Below are 18148 nucleotides of genomic sequence, written 5' to 3' on the forward strand. Positions count from 1 at the left end.
CTTTTATTATTGGCCTCATCGTTTTTATTATTGGATTAAATTTATTTAATGGTCAATCTTTCTTTCACACCAATATTTTCTCATTTTCATAATGAGAAAATTAAAAGATAAACGAGGACAGCATAATGACTCTCTATGACAATCAAATCTCCAATACAGATATTGGTGCAAAAGTCCGTAAACGCCGACTATTATTGGGCTGGAGTGCCAGTATTCTTGGTAAAAAAACGGGCTTAAGCCAACAGCAGATCTCTCGCTATGAACGTGGAACTCAAAATTTTACAATCCACCGATTATGTATTTTTGCCAATGTGCTTCAATGTGATTTAAATTACTTTTTAGAACGTAGAAATTCTTCGGTAACAGTACCGATTAATCTGTAATGCTGTTGTATTTATATCGCCGAAAACCTTATTTGATCGCGACATAATCATGCCCTCTAAGTCTATTTTTAGGGGGTATTTTTATGAGTAAAAGTAACCTAAACTGATATTTCTACATCACTGAAATCTGCTAACCCACTCATTAGAAAAAACAAATAATAACAATGCATTATAGCTCAATTAGAGGCTACATTTCGTCGAGGTATTAAACGCGGTGATTACCCCATGGATCATCAGACAAATTAGCATCATCCATTGAATCGTCTTCTAGCATATCAAGATAGAGCGCTTCAACTTCAGCCCGCGCCCATGGCGTTCTTCGTAGGAATTTTAAGCTTGATTTTATACTGGGATCTTTGTTGAAGCAGTTGATTTTGATAATGTTGCCTAATTTTGCCCAGCCATAATGGTTAACTAATTCTGTTACCTGCATTTCAAGTGTAACCCCATGTAATGGGTCTTTAGATTTATGTTCAGTCATTTGCATTACCTTATAGGGCATTTCGGAGTGTTTAAAGCACGCGAAGATTACAAGAAATGCAAGGCGCTAGCAATCAATACAGGCAAGTCACAGGCACCTTAATGAAAACATAAAAAATCCCCCAGCAAGTTACCCTGCTGGGGGATGATTTATTCACAAGTTAAACTCGTAAATTACAGAACGTCTACGCAGTTCAGTTCTTTGAATGCTTGCTCTAAACGAACAACCATTGAGTCTTGTGCTTTACGCAGCCACACACGTGGATCGTAGTATTTTTTGTTTGGCTTATCATCGCCTTCTGGGTTACCTAACTGAGATTGCAGGTAGCCTTCTTTCGCTTTGTAATACTGTAAAATACCATCCCATGTTGCCCATTGAGTATCGGTATCGATGTTCATTTTGATAACACCGTAGCTTACTGCTTCTTTGATTTCAGCAGCGCTTGAACCGGAACCACCGTGGAAAACGAAATCTAAGCTGTTGTGTGGCAGGTTAAATTTCTCAGACACGTAGTCTTGGGAATTGCGCAGAATTTTTGGCGTTAATTGTACGTTACCTGGCTTATAAACACCGTGTACGTTACCAAAAGAAGCCGCGATAGTGAAACGTGGGCTGATAGCGTTCAGTTTTTCGTAAGCGTAAGCCACGTCTTCTGGTTGGGTGTACAGCGCTGAGCTGTCCATGCCAGTGTTATCAACACCGTCTTCTTCACCACCAGTACAACCTAATTCGATTTCCAGAGTCATGTCGATTTTCGCCATGCGCTCTAAATATTTAGAACAGATTGCAATGTTTTCTTCCAGAGATTCTTCTGACAGGTCAATCATGTGAGAAGAGAACAGTGGTTTACCGGTTTTCGCGTAGTGTTTTTCACCCGCATCTAACAGACCGTCAATCCATGGCAGTAATTTCTTCGCACAGTGGTCAGTGTGCAGAATCACTGGCACACCGTAGTGCTCTGCCATTTGGTGTACGTGGTATGCACCTGAAATTGCACCTAAGATAGCTGCTTGTTGCCCTTCAGCTTTCAGGCCTTTACCTGCGATAAATGCAGCACCACCGTTAGAGAACTGAACAATAACCGGAGCGCGTACTTTAGCTGCCGCTTCAAGTACGGCGTTAATTGAATCAGTACCAACACAGTTCACAGCTGGCAATGCAAAGTTATTTTCTTTGGCAACCGCGAAAACTTTCTGTACATCATCACCAGTGATAACACCTGGTTTAACAAAATCAAAAATTTTAGACATGTGAAAAGGTCCTGTGGTGAACAGGCAGCCTACGCTGCCTGTTGTGTATGAACAAATTAATTACGCTTTAGCACGTTCTTCTAGCATCACAACGGCTGGGAGCTTTTTGCCTTCAACGAATTCAAGGAAAGCACCGCCACCGGTAGAAATGTATGAAATCTTATCAGCGATACCGAATAAATCGATCGCCGCTAGGGTGTCACCACCACCAGCGATTGAGAAAGCGTCACTGTCTGCGATAGCACGAGCAACGATTTCTGTTCCCTTACGGAAGTTAGGGAATTCGAATACGCCCACAGGGCCGTTCCAAAGAATGGTTTTTGCATTTTTCAGAATTTCAGCCAGACGTTCTGCGGATTCATCACCTAAGTCCAGAATTTGCTCATCATCTTTGATAGCATTACTTGCTTTCAGTGTTGCTTCAGCAGTTTCTGAGAACTCGGTAGCCACGCGAACATCAGTTGGCACTGGGATTTGGCAGTTAGCCAGTAATTTTTTCGCTTCTGGGATCAGATCCGCTTCATACAGAGAACGACCCACATTGTTGCCTTCTGCTGCGATGAAAGTATTCGCGATACCACCACCCACAATCAGTTGGTCAGCGATTTTAGACAGGGAATCTAAAACGGTCAGTTTAGTGGAAACTTTAGAACCGCCTACGATAGCAACCATTGGACGCGCTGGGTTACCTAACGCTTTGCCTAATGCTTCTAATTCGTTGCTTAACAGCGGGCCTGCACACGCAACTGGTGAGAATTTAGCCACGCCGTGCGTTGATGCTTGAGCACGGTGAGCCGTACCGAATGCATCCATAACGTAGACATCACACAGTGCTGCATACTGTTTAGACAGCGTTTCGTCGTCTTTCTTCTCGCCTTTGTTAAAGCGCACGTTTTCTAAAACAACTAATTCGCCAGCAGCGATATCAACACCGTTCAGGTAGTCTTTAACTAAGCGAACTGGGTTGTCTAATTTTTCTGCCAGATAGTCAACAACAGGTTGCAGTGAAAACTCTTCATTGTACTCACCTTCCGTCGGACGACCGAGGTGGGAAGTAACCATGACTTTAGCACCTTGTTTCAGCGCTAATTCAATTGTTGGTAATGAAGCACGGATACGTGCATCTGAAGTAACTTTACCGTCTTTAACAGGAACGTTTAGGTCCGAACGAATGAAAACGCGTTTACCCGCTAAGTCCAAATCGGTCATCTTAATTACAGACATGGTGAATCCTCTTGTTGATTCTCTATAAAGTTTTCATTAGCGACTGTGCGAGGTGGTCAATAGCGTTTTTATCTATTGTGCCCCGCTGTCTGTCAGACGCCAATTAGTTTAAACCTGTTGCTGCCATCGCTAGGGTTGTATCTAGCATCCGGTTAGCAAACCCCCATTCGTTATCACACCAAACCAGGGTTTTGATTAAGTTCTTGCCGCTAACTCGTGTTTGCGTGCCATCAATAATCGCGCTGTGCGGATCATGATTAAAATCCATCGAGACTAACGGTAGTTCAGTATAGTCTACTATACCACGAAAATGCCCGTGCGCGGCGCTCTGTAATAGCTTGTTAACTTTATCAACACAAACATCCGCATCTACAGTGACGCTTAAGTCAATGGCAGTGACATTGGTGGTTGGAACGCGTACAGAAATCGCTTCGAAGCTGCCTTGGAATTTTGGAAAAATTCGCGTGATCCCCGCTGCCAATTTGGTATCAACAGGAATAATCGATTGGCTCGCTGCGCGCGTTCTGCGTAAATCTTTATGGTAAGCGTCAATCACGGGTTGATCATTCATGGATGCATGAATGGTGGTGACTGTGCCTGACTCGATACCAAATGCATCATCCAACACTTTGATGACTGGAATAATACAGTTGGTGGTACAAGATGCATTGGAAACGATGTTATCACTTTTTTGTAGGCTGTCATGGTTAACGCCATACACAATGGTCGCATCGAGGTCATCGGTTCCCGGGTGAGAAAAGAGCACTTTTTTCGCGCCGGCTTGCAGATGCTTTAACCCATCTTCGCGAGAGCCGTAAACGCCCGTGCAATCTAACACCACATCCACACCGAGCTCTTTCCAAGGTAGCTTACTGATATCCGCTTGATGGAAAAGACGCATACTGTCATCTCCAACTTGTAGCTGGTCGCCATTAAGGCGAACATCCCACGCAAAGCGTCCGTGACTTGAATCATATTTCAGCAAATGAGCGATACCTTCAGGTTCCGCTAATTCATTGACCGCAACAACGACAATTTCTGCCCGGCGACCTGATTCATATAACGCTCTGAGAACACTTCGACCAATTCGACCGAAGCCGTTTATTGCTACCCTGATTGCCATTCTACACCTTGTATCTGAGCAAAATCACACGGTTGCTAAGGATAACTGACTACCACCAACTCTACTGCTCATTTTAACTGTCAAACATCAAAAGTGTGCTTCACTCGACATTTTTAAAATTTATTTACACTATTTCAAATGCAACTGAAACGGTTCAGCTTATTGAGTTTTAGATTAAGGGATATATTTAGAGAACGCAATAGAAAAACAAGAAACGGTGCACAAAAAAACAACGCCCCAATACCAAACTTGATATTGAGGCGTAAATTAGGTTAATTCACTTGATTTTCAGAGGCGTGACCGTTTATTCAGAACACACCTCAAGCAATTAAATGAATTATTTCAGCAGAGATTTTGCAGCTTTAACGGCGTTTTCAACCGTAATGCCAAACTCTTTGTACAGTTGCTCAGCGGGTGCTGATTCACCGAATGAGTGCATACCGATGATAGCACCATTCAGACCAGTGTATTTGAACCAGTAATCTGCAATACCCGCTTCGATAGCCACACGAGCACTGACGTTTGCAGGCAGAACCGCTTCACGGTAAGCCGCGTCTTGCTTGTCGAATGCATCTGTAGAAGGCATAGAAACAACGCGAACTTTACGACCTTCCGCAGTCAGTTGGTCAGCCGCTTTCACCGCTAATTCAACTTCAGAACCGGTCGCAATAAAGATCAGCTCAGGCGTGCCTGCGCAATCTTTCAGGATATAAGCGCCTTTCTCGATATTCGCTAATTGCTCAGCGGTACGAGGTTGCTGTTCCAGGTTTTGACGAGAGAAAATCAGCGCGCTTGGACCATCTTTACGCTCAATTGCATATTTCCATGCAACCGCAGATTCCACTTGGTCACATGGACGCCATGTGCTCATGTTTGGTGTCACACGCAGGCTCGCCAGTTGTTCTACTGGTTGGTGCGTTGGACCATCTTCACCCAGACCGATAGAGTCATGGGTATAAACGAAGATGCTGCGAATTTTCATCAGCGCTGCCATACGTACTGCGTTACGTGCGTATTCAACGAACATTAAGAATGTTGCGCCGTAAGGGATGAAACCACCGTGCAGAGCGATACCGTTCATGATAGCGGACATACCGAATTCACGAACACCGTAATGGATGTAGTTACCCGCTTTATCTTCGTTCAGAGGTTTAGAGCCAGACCACATGGTTAAGTTACTTGGCGCTAAGTCCGCAGAACCGCCCATGAATTCTGGTAATACTTTACCGAATGCTTCTAACGCATTTTGAGATGCTTTACGGCTTGCGATATTCGCAGGGTTTTGTTGCAGGTTTTCAACGAATTTTTTCGCTTCTGCATCAAAGTTCGCTGGCAGTTCACCCGCCATACGACGTTCGAATTCTTTCGCTAATTCTGGGTGTGCTTTTGCGTATGCCGCAAATTTTTCATTCCAAGAATGCTGTTTTTCTTTACCCGCTTCACGCGCATCCCAAGCTTGGTAGATATCTGCTGGGATTTCGAATGGACCGAATTTCCAGCCCAGTGCTTCACGAGTTGCTGCGATTTCTGCATCACCTAAAGGTGCGCCGTGAACCGCTTCGGTGCCTGCTTTGTTTGGTGAACCAAAACCGATAACGGTTTTGCACATAATCAGCGTTGGTTTGTCTGATTGTTTGTGTGCTTCGTTTACTGCAGCGTTGATTTGGTCTGCATCGTGACCATCGATGTCACGGATAACGTGCCAGCCGTATGCTTCGAAACGTGCTGCGGTATCATCAGTAAACCAGCCTTCGACTTCACCATCGATAGAGATGCCGTTATCATCGTAGAATGCGACCAGTTTATTTAATTTCAGGGTACCCGCTAATGAACACACTTCGTGGGAGATACCTTCCATCATACAACCGTCACCCATGAACACATAAGTGTGGTGGTCGACAACGTCATGACCTGGACGGTTAAATTGTGCCGCTAAAGTACGTTCTGCAATCGCAAAACCCACTGCGTTTGCAATACCTTGACCTAAAGGACCGGTAGTGGTTTCAACGCCTGGCGTATAACCATATTCTGGGTGACCCGGGGTTTTAGAATGTAATTGACGGAAGTTCTTTAACTCATCAATAGATAAGTCATAACCGGTCAGGTGCAGCAAGCTGTAAATCAGCATTGAACCGTGACCGTTAGACAGTACGAAGCGGTCGCGGTTAGCCCAATGTGGATCTGCTGGGTTATGATTCATATGGTTGCGCCAAAGAACTTCAGCAATATCAGCCATGCCCATTGGTGCGCCAGGGTGCCCTGATTTTGCTTTTTGAACCGCATCCATACTTAGAAAGCGGATAGCATTAGCAAGGGTTTTACGAGTCGTCATTAGTATACTCCAAGTAGGATAGAACGTACTTAAACCAATATTCACAACGCAATAGGGAATCATTGCGGTTTATAGAGTTAGCCTCAATAATTCGAGCCGCAGGTGCATAAAAGCTTATTAGACCTACCCACAACTTGAAGTTTAGCGATGAGACCCTACGAAACTAGCGCAATTTCATCCATACAGCAATTATTTGAAACAATATGACAGCAGACTGCGGATCTTTATCGCAACCGTCAAGCTGAATCCTTTCCATTGCGCAAAATATCCCTTTGAGTTCTTCGTTTTGCGCAATTGCCTGACCGTATTAAACCTGAGTTCACCACTTAGGATCAAGGTGATTTATGCATCTTGAGTAATTAGCCGCAATATTAGTGATATTTGGCAAATTTTTTACTGGAAAACCCGCACAAAACAACAAGGGCGCTCATCTTTGCGCCCTTGTTTTCACATTGCTTTCTTTTTGATTTTTTTATCGCGATTAACGCTCTGTCATCGCCTGTTTCATCCGCGTGATAGGCTTAATCAGGTAATCAAAGACGCTTTTCTCACCCGTTTTGATATCCACTGATGCCACCATACCCGGAATGATTTCCATTTTATGGTTATTTTTGTCTAACAAGTAATTGGTATCTGTTTCGACAAGAATTCGGTAGAACGTCTCATCGGGATTAAGCTTTAACTCACTACGACGCGTATCATTACTTAAGGTATCTGGGCTGATTAATTTCACCACTCCATTTAAGCCCCCATAAATCGCGTAATCATAAGCAGTGACTTTAACGACCACCGGCATTCCCGGTCTTAAGAAAGCCACGTCTTGCGGGCGAATATAAGCTTCCACCATCAATTTGTCATCGAGGGGAATAATTTCAAGGATGTCTTGCCCTGTATTCACGACGCCACCAATGGTATTGATCTTAATGTTTTTTACGATGCCGTGAACGGGTGCGCGGATCTCTGAGCGAGTGACCGGATCTTCACGCATACTCATCGACTCTTCCGCTTGATCCAGCTCCGATTCCACTTTCACCAATTCAGCGTTTGCTTCCGCAAGGTAGTTATTCATGCGTTCATTAATTTGCGTCGCTAATTCAACGGACTGTCTTTCCATACGCAGAATTTCCACATTGGAAACTAACCCTTCTTTCGCCAGCGGTTTGGTAATAGCGATTTCTCGGTCTAATAACCCTTTGCTTTGACGTAAGCCTGCAATAGCTTGGTCACGCTGCGTTCTTTTCGCGTTATAAGCATTGGTTTCACGCTCGACTAATTCTTGATCCGCTATCTTTGAAAAATCAGGAACTTCGTTGCGAGACTCGCCCTGCAAACGCACTGAAATAGCTTCAAGGTTTTGCACTCGCGCCTGGCTTTCGCGTAATAATGCCATACTGCGCGCATCATCCAGCTTCAGCAAAATCTGCCCTTTTTCGACAATATCCCCTTCTTTAACATACATCTCTTGGATATTGCCAGGGTCAATACTTTGAATGACTTGCTCACGGCTACTTGGAATGATAGTGCCTTGCCCACGAATGATCTCTTCTAAGTTACTGTTATAGGCCCAAACGATAAAAATCGTCAGTAACAGCGCCAGAAAGATAATAGGCAAAAACAGTAAGTTACTACGCTCTTTTCTCATTACCGATTCTAAATCGTGAGAAAAGTCACTGGAAAAAGTGCGATGCTCTTTTGGCGCTTTACCATATTGATCCATTTTAAATCGCCCCTTCTTCTTTATTAATTACGCGTCTAACCTGTGAAACGACTCGCACTTGTGGCGCAGACTGTGGAGCAGGTTTATCTGTGGTAACTGTGCCAGTGGCTTGCTCCGTTTGTCCTAACGCTTTTAAGACTTTCTGCTTCGGCCCATCAATTAAGATTTTGCCTTCATCCATCACGATAATGCGGTCAACTAAACGTAAAATTGGTAACTTGTGGGTAACGACAATCAGCGTTTTATCTTTCGTCCACATTTCTAACGCATCGAGTACCAATTTTTCGGTATCCACATCAATGCCCGTGGTTGGCTCATCCAGTAACACCACATTGGGGTTATGCAGGGTTAACTGCGCCAGTGCCACCATCTGTTTTTGTCCGCCTGAAAGCCCTAAACCATCTTCACCAAGGGGCATATCAAGCCCTGCTGGATGCTGACGAATGATTTTATCGAGCTGGAAACGTTTGAGCGCGCGTACTAAATCGTCATCACTGGAATAGCCATCAAGACGCGCTAAGTCCAAGTTTTCACGCAGGGTTCCGAAGAATAAACGCGGCTTTTGCGTCAGCATGCCAACTTTGCTTCTGAGGAAAATCGGGTCAATTTGGCGAATATCGAGATCATCTAAGTTAATATTTCCTTGCTGTTGCTCATACAAGCCTGTCAGTAGCTTCAGTAATGTACTTTTCCCGCCACCGATTTTACCGAGGATCGCGACTTTCTCCCCCGCTTTGATCTCTAAGTTAATGTTGTTTAATGCAGGCTGCCCATCTTTACTATATTGATAAGTCACATTCGCCAGTTGTAATGCCCCGTGAACTGCAGTTGGTGAAATGTATTTCTTATGATCTTCGCGTTCAATAGGACGGCTAAAGATATTTCGCACACCGGCTAATGCCATACGCGCTGATTGGAAACGTGTTGCCAGACCCGCAATTTGCCCCAGTGGCGCTAATGCTCGACCCGATAAGATCACACTGGCGATCAACGCCCCCATCGTAATACGCGAGTTCACATCGTTCGCGTGGATCAGGTAAGTTCCCAAGCACACTAACCCCACGGTATTGAGCTGCTGCATTGCCGCGCTAAAGTTGACCATAAAGTTGGTTAGATTGCGCACGGCGATGGATGAAAATGCCGTTTTCTCCGTAAGCATTTCCCAGCGTTGTTGCGCCCAATTCACTGCATTATTCAGCTTTAAGGTTTCGATCCCCTCAATGGATTCCACCGCTAAGCCTTGGCGCTGGGAAGTCTCTTTCATTGAGGCGTTGATCCCTTTCGCCAATGGCTTTTGGATCAAAATGCCGGCGATCACCACAATCGGGATAATCGTCAGTGGCACCAATGCTAAGTAACCACCAATCATGCTGATTACGCCGATAAACAGCAAAATAAACGGCAGATCGACGAGGGCTAATAAACTCGCGCTGGTCATAAATTCACGAATGGATTCGAAGTCACGTAAGTTGTTCGCATACGATCCTGATGAGGCTGGGCGCTTATCAAGGCGGATCCCCATCACGCGGTGGAAGAGCATCGCGCTGATCACAATGTCCGCTTTTTTCCCTGCGATATCTAATAGATAAGATCGCAACATTTTGGCGAGAAATTCAAAACCGATTGCCAGCACAACACCGATGGTCAGTACCCATAAGGTTTCGTAAGCTTGGTTTGGGATCACTCGGTCATACACGTTCATCACATACAAGGAACTGATTAACGCTAATAAGTTGATCACAAATGATGCGACGATCACTTGGTAGTAATATTTTTTATAACGCCAAATCACTTTCCAGAAACCGCTAGTTTCGTATTTATCGATTTCCGAACGAGTTTCCGAGCGAATATTGCGTTTAATAAACCAGCTGTAGCCGCTGTAGTTCGCTGCCAGATCTTGTACGCTTAATACTTGACGTAAGCCTTCTTCCGTTAATATCTCAAAATGGCGTCCATTTTCGCCATCTTCAATTTTACTGATCACCACTGATTCATTATTTGCTAATAGCACCAGAAACGGCGCCGCAATCGTCGGGATCTTATGCAGATCGATTTCAATGATCTGGTTATCAAATTGATGGGAATTCAACACATTCACTAACGAGGCATAATCAAAAGATTTCGATTCCGTGCGTTTAGTTTGTGCTAATAAAATTTCTGGTGAAAGGGTATAACCCAAACGCTTGGTAACTAAAGATAGGTTATTAATAATATTCATAATTTATCTAGAAGCCAATTCTTGGTTCATCCATGCAGACATTTTTGCCTGCACACTGAGGTAATTGAGTGTCGCGTCACGGAAGTCGTTTTGTAAGATAACAGCGCTGGTTTGAATACTTGCTAGCTCGTTATACGCATCAAGCAAATCAATCAAAGTGCGGCGGTTGATCGTAAATTGCTTTTCATAGTTGCTGATCACCACTTTTTGCTCTGCGATATAGGCTTTGGCTATATTTCCTTGTTTTTCACTTTGCGCCATATTGATCGCCGCAGATTGGCTCATCTCTTTAATTTCACGGAATGTTTTTTTAATACGCTCATTGGCTGCGGACAGGGCATACTCTTTCTGTGCTTGGCTGTAATAGCTCGCTTGGTCAAAAATATTCCAAGAAACACGTAAGAAAACTTCGCTATTATCTGGTGTCGCATTAACTTCTAAATTCAGTGCTGGCTTTCTCATGGCGCTGGCGACTTTAACTTCAGCATCAAGGCTTTGAGCATCGGCCACTTGGGCTTTATAGCTTGGGTTATTTTCTAGATTATCTTCTTGAAATTTGGCTAAAATCGCACCGCTAGTCGTGGCTCTGAATGGGTCAACAAATTGGTCAACAGTTAGCTGGCGTTGAGTCAAAATCGATAATTGGCTCAGGGCTAAATTCAGGTTTCTTTCTGTTTCAGCGCGGCTCATTTCCACTTTTAAGGTACGCGCTTTCACTTGCGTTAATTCGCTCATTCGACCAGAGTCATGCTGAACAATCGAGGTCAGTTGCTTTTCAATTTGGTGATGACGAACAAGGTTTTCATCAATCACATCAAGGGTTTCTTTGTGGCGTAAAACCTGCAAATAAAGCTGGCTGATGCGCACGCTGATATCTTCTTGAGAAAGAATATATTGGTTTTCATAGTAGCTTTGCTTGGACTGTTCGCGGTCTACACCCGCTTCAATTCCACCCCAAGCATAAATGTTCATGGTCGCTTTGGTACCAAGGTGAAACCCCGACTCCATCGCGTTACTTTCGTATTTGTGTTGCTGCGCAAGAGGCTGAGTTCCCATTAAGCTGACGACTGGGTAATGCCCAGCTTCCGCTGCACTAACGTTGCTTTGTGCCGCTTGATAATTGGCATAAGCCTCTTGGACTTCTGGGGCATTATCGAGTGAATCTTTTAATAAGTTTTTTAATTCAACCACATCTGCCACAGCAGAAAGGGAAAGCATCTTCACGAGGAATAGCGCTAAGATGCTATTAATTAGAGATTTCATAAAGTTGGCACAAAGTAAATAAAACTGGTGTTGGCGAAATAAAATATTGAGGGCTACCCGTGGTAACCCTCAATCATTAGCCTTAAATAATGGCGCTCTGAGTTTCTTGTAACGCATCTAATGATGAGTTCATGAAACCAGTAGAGTGACTTGATGTTGCATTGACATCGGTGTCTACTCCATGTAACTCCATTGCACTTTCTGGTGAGAAGAGTTTCAGGGCTGTTAAATCAGTATCGTTTAAGCCCGTGTTACCAGACTCTTTTAACTTACTGATATCCACTGAAATTGATGACTTACCGTTGGTACCGTCGTTATCGGTTAACGTCAGCGTAAAGGTCTCTTTCTCCATTCCCGTCGGGCGTGTTGCCCCCGGACGATAGGTTAAGTGACCAAAGTTTTTCTCACCTAAAGAGATAGAGAGTAAACCGCCCGCATCGGTTTTAACGGCTAATTCACCCTGACCAAAATCAACCCACATGCTCTTATCAAGGTTATCCGACGTAATTCCCTTGGTTGTTGGATCGTATTTGTAAGTATGGCCATCCACTTCAATGCTGATAGATTTCATGCCATCTGCGCCGAAGCTCAAGGTTTCTTTACCATCATTCGCTTTTGAGAAGCTGCTTTCGATGGTGTTTTCGTTCGGTACATATTTGCTCAGGATATTGCCTAAAGAGCTCATATCTTTTAGAACGATAACGTCGTTAGCGTCGTTGTTTTCGCCTTTTTGTCCATCAAAAGCGATAGGCTTGATAAACTCTTCACCGGTTTTACCACCCACGCTCTTGAGCATGTCTTGACCAATACCAATAGCCACAGAACGAATACCTTTTTCTGTTAAGAAAGCCTTCCAGCTATCTTCACCAATATCAGTATTTGGGCTTCCTGGGACAAAACCATTTGGCGATGTGGGTGCGATACCATTTCCAGCAACAGGATCCTGACTATTGCTTTGGTTACCATAGTTCGGAATACCATCAGTAATCACAAACAATGTGTTATCTAGTTTTCCATTAATATCTTTTGCATCAATCGGTTCCATGCCACTACTGGATGTTTTTTGGAAAATACTGATCACCTGCTGCAATGCTGCATCATAGTTAGTATCTACACCGATAACATGCCAATCTGGGCGTAGCGTTTGAGCGCCACGTAAACCTTCAATAATTTGTTTTGCCTCAGAGATGGTACACCAGTATGGTTGATCCATTGGGTAACCCGGCGCCCCACCAATTGCCGATGCTTGCTTAGCAAAACCATTAATGCTAACGCGCACTTCTCCTGCATCAGCGCTGTTTAGACGCTCTTCATAACTACTTAACACGCTATCAATTGAATCTAACGCAGCGTCATATCGCGTTTTCATTCCTGATGCAGTGTTACCGCCTTGAATACCACTATCATCTCTACCCATGCTACTGGACAAATCTAACGAGATAATCAAGTTAGCATAAAAGGTATTTTCAACTGGTGGTTCTACTGATAACTCAACATTCGAGGCTTCAGGCTTATCATCATGAACCACGATTTCAGTTTTCACTTCATCGGTGCCATTTTTCACACCAAACTCAATATTCAGAGAGTCTTTGCCTGCTGGATGATCAACAAGGCCTTTGAGATTAACTTCATAATTAACCTTTGTGCTGCCATCTGCGGTTGGGGTATCTGTCACTTTAACGGAAATCACTTCTTTTCCATTTGGTATTTTACCCACAAAACCATTGTCAGTAGATTCCCATGAAATAGGCTCTCCACCTGAAGTCAGCTTGGTTGTCGGCTCAATGATCTTAATATCGCTTGGAGTTGTTGGTTTATCTGTTGGATTAGATAACTCAATAACGCCATGCACAGTCACAGGCGATTTATCACCCGCAGTTCCATCCGTTCTTAAGCCTTTCTCGAAGACTTCCGTCGGTGTCGTTTGCGTTGGTGTAATATCAATAGTGACAGTCGCTGTATTTGAGATACTGCCATCCTTATCTTTCACGGTATAAGTGATGGTATCTTGGCCTGTAGCACCTGGTTTTGGTGTATAAATCAGTTTGCCATCTGCATCAAACGTCGCGGTACCTTTGCTGCCATTCTTTTCAATATGCAGGGTTGATTTATCCAACTCCCCATCAGGGTCTTTGTCATTGATCAACACATCAATAACTGTCGGAACACCTTGCTTAGTTTGACCGTGGTCATCACCAGCAACAGGGGGTTCATTGATTACAATGGTCACGGTCGCTTTATTGGAAACATTACCGTTAGCATCCTTCACTGTGTAAGTGATGGTGTCCGTACCCTTCGCATCCGCATTAGGTGTGTAAACCAGCTTGCCGTTCACAATACTCACGGTGCCTTGTGATGGCTGCTCAACAACTGCTAACGTATTTGGATCGATATCATTATCTAAGTCAGTATCATTACCGAGTACATCAATCTCAACAGGTGTCGCTTTATTGGCTTTTGCTGAGTCATCAACTGCCACTGGCGCCGCGTCGATATCGACTGTCACCGTCGCTTCATTGGAGACGTTACCGTTTTTATCGAACACTTGGTACGTGATGGTGTCGGTGCCCACTTCACCCGCATTTGGGGTATAAACCAACTTGCCGTCGACAATGGTCGCGGTGCCTTTGCTGCCATTGGTTTTGATCACCAACGTGCTTGGGTCGATGTCTTTGTCTAAATCGGTGTCGTTCGCCAACACATCGATGGTCACCGGCACGGATTCTTTGGTCGTTGCTTTATCATCAACTGCCACTGGCGGTGCATCGATATTGATAGTTACGGTCGCTTCGTTGGAGACATTACCGTTCTTATCGAACACTTGGTACGTGATGGTATCCGTGCCCACTTCACCCGTATTTGGGGTATAAACCAACTTGCCGTCGACAATAGTTGCCGTGCCTTTGCTGCCATTGGTTTTGATCACCAACGTGCTTGGGTCGATATCTTTGTCTAAATCGGTGTCGTTCGCCAACACATCGATGGTCACCGGCACGGATTCTTTGGTCGTTGCTTTATCATCAACTGCCACTGGCGGTGCATCGATAGTGATGGTTACCGTCGCTTCGTTGGATACGTTGCCGTTCTTATCTTTGATTGTGTAGGTGATGGTGTCGGTGCCGTGCTCACCCTTATTCGGAGTGTAGATCAGCTTGCCATCTTCGCCGATGGTCACGGTGCCTTTGGTACCTGGTTGAGTGATCACCACGCTGTTTTTGTCCAGATCGCCATCGAGGTCGGTGTCATTGGCGGTGATATCGATTTCCACCGGTTGGTTATGACGTGTGTCCGCAACGTCATTGCCCGCCACTGGCGGTGCATCGATAGTGACAGTCACGGTCGCTTCTTCCGACACGTTACCATTCTTATCTTTAATGGTGTAGGTGATGGTGTCGGTACCCGTAGCGCCCGGATTTGGGGTGTAGATCAGCTTGCCATCTTCACCGATGGTGACGGTGCCTTTGGTGCCCGGCTGGGTGATCACCACGCTGTTTTTATCCAGATCGCCGTCTTTGTCGGTGTCATTGGCGGTGATATCGATTTCAACAGGCTTATTATGACGCGTGTCCGCAACATCATTGCCCGCCACTGGTGGTGCATCGATAGTGACAGTCACGGTCGCTTCTTCCGACACGTTACCGTTCTTGTCTTTAATGGTGTAGGTGATGGTGTCGGTGCCGTGCTCACCCTTATTCGGAGTGTAGATCAGCTTGCCATCTTCACCGATAGTGACCGTGCCTTTGGTGCCCGGATTGGTGATCACTACGCTGTTTTTGTCCAGATCGCCATCGAGATCGGTGTCGTTCGCGGTGATATCGATTTCAACAGGCTTATTATGACGCGTGTCCGCAACATCATTGCCCGCCACTGGTGGTGCGTCGATGGTGACGGTCACGGTTGCTTCTTCCGACACGTTGCCGTTCTTGTCTTTAATGGTGTAGGTGATGGTGTCGGTGCCGTGCTCACCCTTATTCGGAGTGTAGATCAACTTGCCATCTTTACCGATGGTGACGGTGCCTTTGGTGCCCGGATTGGTGATCACCACGCTGTTTTTGTCCAGATCGCCATCGAGATCGGTGTCGTTCGCGGTGATATCGATTTCAACAGGCTTATTATGACGCGTGTCCGCAACATCATTGCCCGCCACTGGTGGTGCATCGATAGTGATGGTTACCGTCGCTTCTTCCGACACGTTACCATTCTTATCTTTAATGGTGTAGGTGATGGTGTCGGTGCCGTGCTCACCCTTATTTGGGGTGTAGATCAGCTTGCCATCTTCGCCGATAGTCACGGTGCCTTTGGTACCTGGTTGAGTGATCACCACGCTGTTTTTATCTAAATCACCGTCGAGGTCAGTATCGTTCGCTGTGACATCAATTTCAACTGGGGTATTGTGGCGAGTGTCGGCTTTATCTTCGTTGGCGACTGGCGGCTCAGTGATATCAATGGTCACGGTCGCTTTATTAGACACGTTGCCATTTTTATCTTTGACCAGATACGTAATCGTATCTTGACCCGTGGCATCTGGGTTCGCAGTGTACACCAGCTTACCATCAACAACTTTGACGGTGCCTTTGGTTGGTTCACCCACAACAACTAATGTTGTTGGGTCAATATCACCGTCGAGATCGGTATCATTATCCAAAACATCTAATTCAACTGGCGTTGCCTTGTTGGCTTTAGCTGAGTCGTCGTTCGCTACTGGTGGCGCATCAATGTTGATAGTGATCGTCGCATCTTCAGAGACGTTACCGTTTTTATCTGTCACGGTATAAGTAATGGTGTCAGTACCCACTTCGCCTTTATTCGGCTGGTACACTAACTTACCATTAACAAACTTTGCAAAACCTTTGCCACCATTGGTTTTAATCGCTAAAGAGCTATGGTCAACATCGCCGTCTTTGTCGGAGTAGTTATTTTCCATATCGATGGTGACAGGTGTAGATTCTTTGGTTGCCGCAGAATCGTCTTTCGCTTCTGGAGCCGCGTCAATTTTTACGGTGATGGTAGCCACATTCGACTCATGACCAGCACGATCTTTCACCACATAAGTGATGGTATCAACGCCATATTCACCTTTGTTTGGTGTATAGATAATCTTTCCATCTTTACCGATTGTCACGGTTCCTTTAGAACCTTCTTTAACAATACGAATAGAGTTTGGATTTAAGTCGCCATCAACATCACTGTCATTCGCAGTAACATGGATAGTAACAGGGGTATTATGTTTTGCATGTGCAGAGTCATCACCCGCGATAGGTGCATGGTCGACAACTTTAGAGTGACCACCACCACCGCCGCCGCCACTGATTGCCACAGCAGGAATACCAATAAGAGGAACCAGTGCAGCTAACCACCATGGGTTAAATGCCCACAATGGAGGTAATGCATCGCCACCAATGGCTTGTCCAGCCGCTTGTCCATCAGCTAACTGGCTGATTGCATCTGCTTTTACTGCACTTTCCGGAACGTATGGGAAGTATTGGCCATTTTCATATTGACCAATAATGAGGTTTGCATCGCCTTCTTGATAACCAATGGCGCCATTCTCAGCAAAGTAATTTTCGATAATTAAATCAGGACTTTCTACATCGCCGCCTTCAAATGCGATGACAAGATTTTTATCAACACGCTTAACCGCAATGTTTTCTGGTGCGAATTGTGTACTTTCATCAATTAATAAATAATTTACATCTTTTTGTGCATTAATATGCAGTGGTTGTTTTAATTGTCCTGCACCGTTTTCCCCACCAGTAACAGAATATTGCTCAATCGTCTCTTTGCTATTATTAACTTTAATTGATATTTTTTTAATAGACATAGTTATCCATTGCCTCGTATCGGACAATTATTTATTGAATTAAATTTAGTTTAAAATCGTGTTAATTATTGGCAGCTTTGAGCTACATCCACACGCGGTAAAGTATGAACTTGGGTGCTAACTTTCCCTTTAAATTCATTAACTTCTTTTTCTGTCATTGGTTTTAATGATACTGTTCCATTGGTTTCAGTAACCAAGAATGCATAGGATTTTCCTGGCTCTAGTGGCTTATTATCGATTTCGTTTAATTTGGTATTATAGCGTTCCCATAATAAATTGCTGCTCTTTAGAACCATCCGTGAGCCCTCCATCATATTTACCCGCAGCAACTTCATA

Annotated in this window: 10 protein-coding genes and 1 pseudogene; 1 reads left to right on the top strand and 10 read right to left on the bottom strand. The window is 44.6% G+C overall.

What is annotated here, in order from left to right:
• Positions 1–125: 125 nt before the first annotated feature.
• Positions 126–383 (top strand): helix-turn-helix domain-containing protein, encoded by a 258-nt coding sequence (locus JK188_RS10025; RefSeq protein ID WP_036953973.1) that lies wholly within the window; start codon positions 126–128, stop codon positions 381–383.
• 205 nt (positions 384–588) lie between these two features.
• On the opposite strand, the gene JK188_RS10030 is transcribed toward JK188_RS10025, so the two are convergent.
• From JK188_RS10030 to JK188_RS10075, 10 genes and pseudogenes are all read right to left on the bottom strand, one after another.
• Positions 589–864 carry a VF530 family DNA-binding protein gene (locus tag JK188_RS10030; protein WP_211886594.1) on the bottom strand — a complete coding sequence of 92 codons (276 nt, stop codon included), beginning with the start codon at positions 862–864 and terminating at the stop codon, positions 589–591.
• A 173-nt stretch (positions 865–1037) separates the two neighbouring features.
• On the bottom strand, positions 1038–2114 hold the full coding sequence (gene fbaA, locus JK188_RS10035; protein WP_132496207.1) for a class II fructose-bisphosphate aldolase: 1077 nt from the start codon (positions 2112–2114) through the stop codon (positions 1038–1040).
• 60 nt (positions 2115–2174) lie between these two features.
• Positions 2175–3338 carry a phosphoglycerate kinase gene (gene pgk, locus JK188_RS10040; protein ID WP_036953968.1) on the bottom strand — a complete coding sequence of 388 codons (1164 nt, stop codon included), beginning with the start codon at positions 3336–3338 and terminating at the stop codon, positions 2175–2177.
• A gap of 103 nt (positions 3339–3441) precedes the next feature.
• The gene (gene epd, locus JK188_RS10045; protein ID WP_211886595.1) at positions 3442–4461 is read right to left on the bottom strand and encodes an erythrose-4-phosphate dehydrogenase; all 1020 of its coding nucleotides are present in this window, start codon (positions 4459–4461) and stop codon (positions 3442–3444) included.
• Between the two features lie 337 nt (positions 4462–4798).
• On the bottom strand, positions 4799–6793 hold the full coding sequence (tkt, locus tag JK188_RS10050) for a transketolase (protein ID WP_211886596.1): 1995 nt from the start codon (positions 6791–6793) through the stop codon (positions 4799–4801).
• Positions 6794–7274: 481 nt separating this feature from the next.
• Complete coding sequence (locus JK188_RS10055) at positions 7275–8510, bottom strand: HlyD family efflux transporter periplasmic adaptor subunit (protein ID WP_211886597.1); 1236 nt, start codon at positions 8508–8510, stop codon at positions 7275–7277.
• 1 nt (position 8511) lies between these two features.
• On the bottom strand, positions 8512–10728 hold the full coding sequence (locus tag JK188_RS10060; protein WP_211886599.1) for a type I secretion system permease/ATPase: 2217 nt from the start codon (positions 10726–10728) through the stop codon (positions 8512–8514).
• 3 nt (positions 10729–10731) lie between these two features.
• The gene (locus JK188_RS10065) at positions 10732–11991 is read right to left on the bottom strand and encodes a TolC family protein (protein ID WP_211886600.1); all 1260 of its coding nucleotides are present in this window, start codon (positions 11989–11991) and stop codon (positions 10732–10734) included.
• An 82-nt stretch (positions 11992–12073) separates the two neighbouring features.
• A complete protein-coding gene (locus JK188_RS10070) occupies positions 12074–17812 on the bottom strand; it encodes an Ig-like domain-containing protein (protein ID WP_211888641.1) in 5739 nt (1912 codons plus the stop codon).
• 65 nt (positions 17813–17877) lie between these two features.
• Positions 17878–18148: pseudogene (locus JK188_RS10075) on the bottom strand (cell envelope biogenesis protein OmpA); the annotation flags it as partial.

This window comes from Providencia sp. JGM181, from assembly GCF_018257375.1.
Classification (GTDB): domain Bacteria; phylum Pseudomonadota; class Gammaproteobacteria; order Enterobacterales; family Enterobacteriaceae; genus Providencia; species Providencia lanzhouensis.